This is a genomic window from Mycobacterium syngnathidarum (assembly GCF_001942625.1).
Taxonomy (GTDB): domain Bacteria; phylum Actinomycetota; class Actinomycetes; order Mycobacteriales; family Mycobacteriaceae; genus Mycobacterium; species Mycobacterium syngnathidarum.
The window spans coordinates 20,714-27,579 of the sequence record NZ_MLCL01000050.1 but is presented as its reverse complement, the minus strand read 5'-3'; the positions used below and the strand labels follow the sequence as shown (position 1 = coordinate 27,579).

The following is a 6,866-nucleotide window of genomic DNA, read 5'->3' as shown; positions in this document are numbered from 1 at the left end:
GCTCAGCGACCATCGTCATCAACGATGCCAGCCAGGCCTTCCCACCAGAAATCCCAGAACCCCAACGTGAGATCTTGGCCGGCCTCGGCATCAAAGTGGCTTACTAAGCCAAATGTCCTAACTCAGGCGCAGCGATGTGTGCCCTGTTCACGACGATCTGAGAGCCGGCCATTACAGCTGGTCGGCGAACTCCCGTCGCGTAGCCTCCAGCAGGTACTCGCGGATGAAGTTCTGCAAACCGCGATGCAGCACTGCATGGTCGCCGGCAGGTGCCTGCGTCAGCTTCGGAGCCCACCCGCGACGTGCCAACCGTTTGGCCCCGATCGGGCCACGATGTCCGACGTACCAATCGAAATCCATCGGTGACAGCACGAGTTCAGTCGGCACCCGGCCCTTGCCGAGCGCCCTCAGGAGCACCTCCGGTGCCTGCGTATAACCGAGCCGGCCGAGGAGCAACCAACCCCTATACGGCAGCCAGTTTCGCAGCCCCTGCTTGACCAGGCCCCAAACCCGCCTCGTCTCAGTGTCTTCATCGCCGGTGCCCTCATCGCCAGAAACGGCGTCAGTCACCTGCGCGATTCGTTCCGATCCACCTTCGGAACGCCGCAATGAATACAGCAGAATGTTCAGCAGGATCACCAATTTCGCTCCGCGCTCCAAACCCCCATAGGCGGAATTCCAAGCGCCCGAACATATTCCGGTCATGATCAACCGCTCTGCCGGTACCGCCAGGGCGTCGACCGCGTCAGTCACATCGGCTTTGGCCACCGGCGAGTGCATCCACGGGAAATCCTCGGTAGCGACGCCGGTGTCGCCAACCCCCCGACGGTCGTAGCGGACCGCAGTCACGCCAAGAGCGGCCAGATCCCGGGCCGTATCCGGCCAGATTCGCCCAGAGCCGACCCGATGCTCGCACGCGGTGTTGTGGAACAACACGGTCGGGCCACCCGCACCATCGCCGGCGAGCTCAGTTCGGATGGCGAACAATCGGCTCGGACCGAGTTCGGTGATCGATTCCATGACCTTTCGGCCGTCCGACATTTCATCGACCACTGCAAGGTCGGAGAACGCCGGTTGGAAAGCGACTGTCTCCGACGTGAGATTCGCATCGAGCCATTTCTCGATCATCGCCAGGGTATCCATCGGAATCTTGACCACGATGCTGGGCGGTTCAACGAACTCGGGCTGGCCGGCGATTTCCTGAATTGTGCAGTTATTCGCCGCGCGCAGGCCGGCCAGCCTGCGGTCGCCAGCGAGTTCCGGCCGGCTCAACACGAGTATCGACGTCGCCCCGACCTCGTCCGGTACCTTCAACGCACCAAGGTCGGCAGCAGCTGTCGCCGAGAGTGTGAGGCCGAGAAGTGGCACCGAGTCCGCTTCGGGCGGCAGCTCGGCGGATTCTTGTCCCCCGACGGTCATCTGGTAGAGAACCTTTTGTTCGCGCAGGTACCTGCGACCATCGGTGACCGGGTCCCACATGACCAGGCCTTCCAGGCCGTCAATGGAGGGCGCCGCTGTCGCTGCCAACAGCGCGCCCGCCCGCAGGCCGACCAGTGAGACACTCTGCAGCCCGCAAGCCCGCAAATAGCCCACGGCCGTCCGAATGCTCTCGACGTAGTCATCCACGGCGCTGTCCAGACACTGGGCTCCAGTGGAATCCCCAGTTCCCCGGTAATCGAACCGCAGAACCGCAAACCCCCTGGCACACAACTGTTGCGCCAACAATTTCAATCCGCGGTAGGTATCCAGGTGCTGACGGCCGAGCGGCGGGCAGATGACCACGCCGGCCCGGGCAATTCCGCCATCCGGCACATGCACAACGCCGAAAAGACGCGATTGCTCGGGACCGAACCACGTCGGCACGCCTTGCGTACCCGATTCCGCCGCCATCTGTGTGCCCATCCCGTCATCCATCAATAACGCTCGACGCTCTACCAGATTCGCATCTCGGCGCACGACTGTCACAAATAGAAACCGCCATTTTAGCTAAATCGCATACCCGCCACTTCTACCCTGCGCAAACCACCACCACCACGGCCGCCGCGTGACAGTCGGCGTGCGTGAGCGAGACAGAGACCTGCAGCCACCGTTGCTCGGCCGCCAACCGCGCCGCCGAACCGGTAAACCGCAAAGTTGGGAGGTGATCCGAGGTGACGACCTCGATCTCATTCGGGACAAATGAGGAGTCCGGCTGTGCGAACGCCTTTATGGCCGCCTCTTTGGCGGCGAAGCGCGCGGCCAACCGTGCCAGCCGATTCGTGCCGCTGCAGGTAGCGACCTCGTCAGCGGTGTAGATCCTGGTCAGAAACCGGTCCCCGAAAGACGACAGCGAGTTCGCGATGTCGTCGAGGGCCACCACATCGCACCCGACGCGGACGCGGTGACCTGGTAGCGGGACCTCAGGCGGGTTCATGGGCCTTCCGGCACCGACACGTGCTACTTGGTAAGGCCGTTGATGGCGGCTTCGATGTTGTTGATCGAAGCAAAAGTCGATTTTTTCAGCGCCTCGTCCGGGAATTCGATGTCGAACTCGTCCTCTAGGGCCAGCATGACGTTGACCGACGCATGAGAGGTCAGGCCGAGTTCGTAGAGGTCAGCGTCGGCATCGACACCGGTCGGATCGACCGACATTCTTCCGTGATCCGCCAATGCCTTCTGAATTGCTTCCCGCATGCTCGCCAGCATAAGACGCGGCCGAAGGCAATGTGCCGGCGATTTCCCATGAGGAATTCGGCGAAGCGCAGCCGCCGGCCTGACTAGGCTAAAACCGCACACCACCCGAGGGGGAGTTGATGATGCGTCGCAGTCTGGCAATGATCACCGCAGCCATGCTGGCACTCACCGGTTGCGGATCGCACGCCGAGACCGACGCCGAGAAGGCCGGTTCGGGTGACGCAGCCGACCCCCACCATCTCGGCTCCGTTCCGCTGACGAACGTTGCCGATTCCGTCCGTGATGCCGCCGCGGCCATGAACCTCGTCACCCACATTTCCCGATCAGGTATCTACGACGGTGAAACCCATTTCAATACATCGGTTTTCACACCGAAGACCGAGGCCCCCGAGGACGGATTCCCGATCGTAGTGGTGGGTCGTCCGGTCACCGGCACAACCGCGGACTGCGCCCCTTCCCTCTCACCCACCCTGCTCGACCTGGCACCGACGGTTGTGGCGTTGCTGAAGGCGGGTTACGTCGTGGCGGTTCCGGATTTCCAAGGTCTCGGCAAGCCGACGGCCGACACTAACTACGACGACACCTATCACCCGTATCTCGACTCCACGACCGGCGGATACAACATGATCGACGCTGCACAGGCGGCCCATACCGAGGAGCCCCAGTCATCGACGTCATGGCTGGCAATCGGGATCAACGAGGGTGGTCAGGCCGCATGGGCCGCCAACGAACTTGCCGTCGACTACAACAACTTCGATGGCAATTTCGTGGGTTCGGTGAGCATCTCACCGATTTCCGACCTCAACGGGCTTGCTGAGGCCGCCCAGAACGGCACATTGAACGACGACCAGAAGGTGGCAATTGCCCGCTTCGTAGCGGCCCTCCACGCCGAGTACCCCGAAGTCGTCAACCTCGACGAGTACCGACGCGGTGCCGCGACCCAACAATGGAATACCCTGCTCGGCTGTCAACCGGCCCCCACTGCCCGGCAGGTGGCAGGACAAGTTCCGGCCGGCGACCTGCGGCCTGCCGACGCGGATGCGATGAACACCCTGCGGGGTTTCATCCAGAAGACCAACCTGCCGCAGGGGCCGGCGCAGGCGCCGATGCTGGTCAGCTACAGCGGTGACGAGCCGCTCAGCCCGGCCGCCTGGACCGATCGCGCGGTAGAGGCCGCCTGCAAGATGGGCGACACGATCACCGTCCAACGGCAACCCGAGCCGCGACCCGATTCAGCCGCGACGCTGGCGTGGATCAACGACCGATTCAGATCGGTGCCGGCATCCAACGACTGCGAGAGCCGACCCAGATGAACCTGTCACTGACCGATGGACTGATCCCAAGCGGCTACAACGTCGAATGCTCGGTGGTCGGAAGCACGTCTTCCAATCTGCAGGCACCGCGTTCGCCGTAGCGCTCCCCTGGCTCGCCAGTGCGCTTGGGCACGCCCGAGGTGCGGGAACGCTCACTGCCGGGGACCGGCGAGAAGTAGGTCCGGTACCGGCCTGCCGACGATAGGGTTGGCGGATGACCGAAGCTCGCGACGTGGATACACAACTCGAATCCGCACGCCGGCAGTTCCGCGATGAACTCGTCGCCACCGGCTTGCTCGTGCCGATGGGCATCGACGGCCTGTACGGCCGTGGAGCGGTTTTCGAGGATATCGTCGACGGTGTCGATTACGCGGTCCGACGCAAAGGCACCGAGGTTCATGGTGACCGCGCGAAGGTCCTTCGGTTCCCACCCGTCTTCCCGCGCGATCAGTTCGAGAAGACCGACTACATCGCGTCCTTCCCGGACCTGACCGGGGCCATCTCGACGTTCACCGGCGGAAACGCCGAGCACCGGGCACTGTTGGCAGACCGGGATGCCGGGCTGCCGTGGGATGGACATCTGAATTCCGCTGGCACCATGCTGGTTTCGGCGGCGTGCCACCCGAGCTATGCGACGCTACCGTCGAATCTGCCGGACGGCGGTGTGCTGATGGATATCTACGGTTACTGCTTCCGGCACGAGCCGTCCATCGATCCGGCCCGGATGCAGGCGTTTCGGATGCACGAGTACGTTCTGGTCGGGACCCCCGAACAAGCGCAGACACATCGTGACAGCTGGGTGGACCACGGCATGGCGGTGCTGACCGCGCTCGGCCTGGACGCGCGGCCCGCTCCGGCCAACGACCCCTTCTTCGGCCGGGTTGGCAAAATGCTGGCCGCAAACCAGCGTGAAGAGGAGCTGAAGACCGAGCTGCTGGTGCGGCTGTACGGCGACCTGCATGACGGCACTGCCGTGGTGTCGGCCAATTGCCACCGAGACCACTTCGGTCAGACATTCAACTTGCGCACCACCGATGGCGGTGTCGCACACAGCGCCTGCGTGGGTTTCGGTATGGAGCGAATTGCCCTGGGACTACTGCGAACTCACGGATTGGATCCGTCCTCGTGGCCGGGCCAGGTGCGTACCGCGATGGGCTTGTAGCCGCGCGTCAGTACGCGCCCTTGCGCTTGAGAACCGCACCGATCGTGCGCCAGATGATCACCAGGTCCCCGATCACCGACCAGTTGCCGGCATAGGACCGATCGAGCCGAACTCGGTCTCTATCCTCGAGATCAGAACGCCCGGACACCTGCCACAATCCCGTCATGCCGGGCTTGACGTGCTCTCTGTGCTCCAGGAATGCGGCGTCCGTCCCGGCTTCGCCCGGTACTAGGGGGCGCGGCCCCACGACGCTCATCGAACCGCCCAGCACGTTGAACAACTGGGGCAACTCGTCGATGCTGGTGGCTCGCAGGAATTTTCCGACCTTGGTGACGCTGGACGAAGACGAACGCTTGTTGAACATGCTCTCGGCATGCTGCTCATTGGTTTTCGGCAATTTGTCGGTGCCGACATGCATGGTTCTCAGCTTGAAGATCCTGAACGTCTTCTGGTCGAGGCCGACTCGCTCCTGCCGATAGAACACCGGGCCCCGGTCATCGAGCTTGATCGCCAGCCCAGCCAATGCGATAACCGGAAGCGCGATGATGGTTCCGATCACGCCGAGGGTGAGATCGAGGATTCGTTTGGTGATCGTCGAGACTCTGTCGTGGGTTGGTGCTTCGATCACGAAGAGCGGCAGATTCTCCAGCGGGCGCAGCTGCAGCCGGTGCGTCGCGACCTCTGTCAAACCCGGGACGACGATGAGTCCGGTGTTGATCGCCTGCATACGCCACGCGAGGAATTTGACCTTCTCAGGCCCGAAGTCCCCCGCATACACCGCCGCCAGTGAGTCCGCGCCGGCCGCTTGCACGGCCGCCTCGATCTCGCTGTCATGGTTGAACCCGAGGACGGGAACGGGACCGGTGGGCATCTCGACGTCCTGCCCGATCATGTCGCCGGCATCCGGCATGAGGACGCCGACGAGCTGGTATCCCGCGCTGGGCGAACGCTGAAAATACTCGGACAAGATGCGCGCGGCATCGAGACCGCCCAATGCGACGACTCGGGAGAGGTATTTTCCCCGCTTTCGACGGCGACGCACGTCCGCGCGCAGCAGATGCCGAGCCACGAACAGGCCGATGAACCCGAGGCCGAAGGTGACCCCGAATTGGATACGCGAAATCGGCATGTCGAGGAAGACTTCGGCGGCCGCGGCAATCGCGAATGTCCATCCGGTCGCCGCGGCAACGAGCCGGTATTCCTCGGCCTCCTGCCCCACCAGCGTGAGATCGCGCGAATGCACATATCCGAGCGCGATCAACCAACCGATATATATTCCGACTGAAAAAGCAGTTGCGGTGGTAAAGCTGGCGAAATGGCGATGCGCCTGAGCCGTTCCGATCCATTCGGCGAACGCGACAACCACCGCGAGGACGAACGCGTCGACGAGCAGGACACGACGACGATATGAGGATCTCCACCGCTGAGCTTGCGCCTGCACCGCCGCGGGTGCGGCGCCCGGGTCGGCGAAGGTACCTGTTTTCGCGCCAACCGACGTAGTCCGAGGCTCATTCACGACGTAATCAACTCCAAGGGGACGTTCCCATCCTCAACTATGCCCCCGTGATTATTGCGCGTAGGTACTGCTCGAACAGCGTTTTCAGCCGGGAACACCCGTTGCGACCGTCTCAATGTGATTTCACCTGACCTACTCGCGAAGCCACCCATCGGTATAGTCCGATGCCAGTGCGGTTTTCCGCATACTCAGGTCCGAAAGT

At 62.9% G+C, this 6,866-nt stretch carries 6 protein-coding genes; 2 read left to right on the top strand and 4 right to left on the bottom strand.

The window, feature by feature from the left end; translation table 11 throughout:
* Positions 1 to 171 precede the first annotated feature (171 nt).
* The 3 genes from BKG60_RS13870 to BKG60_RS13860 form a co-directional block, all read right to left on the bottom strand.
* Positions 172 to 1,902 (bottom strand): serine aminopeptidase domain-containing protein, encoded by a 1,731-nt coding sequence (locus BKG60_RS13870; RefSeq protein ID WP_239253210.1) that lies wholly within the window; start codon positions 1,900 to 1,902, stop codon positions 172 to 174.
* A gap of 106 nt (positions 1,903 to 2,008) precedes the next feature.
* Positions 2,009 to 2,413: a 4'-phosphopantetheinyl transferase superfamily protein gene (locus tag BKG60_RS13865; protein WP_070947133.1), complete on the bottom strand. Its 405-nt coding sequence runs from the start codon at positions 2,411 to 2,413 to the stop codon at positions 2,009 to 2,011.
* Between the two features lie 23 nt (positions 2,414 to 2,436).
* Positions 2,437 to 2,673 (bottom strand): acyl carrier protein, encoded by a 237-nt coding sequence (locus tag BKG60_RS13860; protein ID WP_070186473.1) that lies wholly within the window; start codon positions 2,671 to 2,673, stop codon positions 2,437 to 2,439.
* Between the two features lie 122 nt (positions 2,674 to 2,795).
* On the opposite strand from BKG60_RS13860, the gene BKG60_RS13855 reads away from it, so the two are divergent.
* A complete protein-coding gene (locus BKG60_RS13855; RefSeq protein WP_165617866.1) occupies positions 2,796 to 3,986 on the top strand; it encodes a lipase family protein in 1,191 nt (396 codons plus the stop codon).
* A gap of 214 nt (positions 3,987 to 4,200) precedes the next feature.
* A complete protein-coding gene (locus BKG60_RS13850; RefSeq protein WP_070947130.1) occupies positions 4,201 to 5,148 on the top strand; it encodes an amino acid--[acyl-carrier-protein] ligase in 948 nt (315 codons plus the stop codon).
* A 7-nt stretch (positions 5,149 to 5,155) separates the two neighbouring features.
* Here BKG60_RS13850 and BKG60_RS13845 read toward each other — a convergent pair whose 3' ends face one another.
* On the bottom strand, positions 5,156 to 6,490 hold the full coding sequence (locus BKG60_RS13845) for a sugar transferase (protein ID WP_239253214.1): 1,335 nt from the start codon (positions 6,488 to 6,490) through the stop codon (positions 5,156 to 5,158).
* Positions 6,491 to 6,866: the final 376 nt, after the last annotated feature.

Excerpts from the sequence above, each read along its gene's own strand:
- BKG60_RS13870 (WP_239253210.1), bottom strand. The coding sequence starts at position 1,902 with ATGGGCACACAGATGGCGGCGGAATCGGGTACGCAAGGCGTGCCGACG.
- BKG60_RS13865 (WP_070947133.1), bottom strand. The coding sequence starts at position 2,413 with ATGAACCCGCCTGAGGTCCCGCTACCAGGTCACCGCGTCCGCGTCGGG.
- BKG60_RS13860 (WP_070186473.1), bottom strand. The coding sequence starts at position 2,673 with ATGCGGGAAGCAATTCAGAAGGCATTGGCGGATCACGGAAGAATGTCG.
- BKG60_RS13855 (WP_165617866.1), top strand. The coding sequence starts at position 2,796 with ATGCGTCGCAGTCTGGCAATGATCACCGCAGCCATGCTGGCACTCACC.
- BKG60_RS13850 (WP_070947130.1), top strand. The coding sequence starts at position 4,201 with ATGACCGAAGCTCGCGACGTGGATACACAACTCGAATCCGCACGCCGG.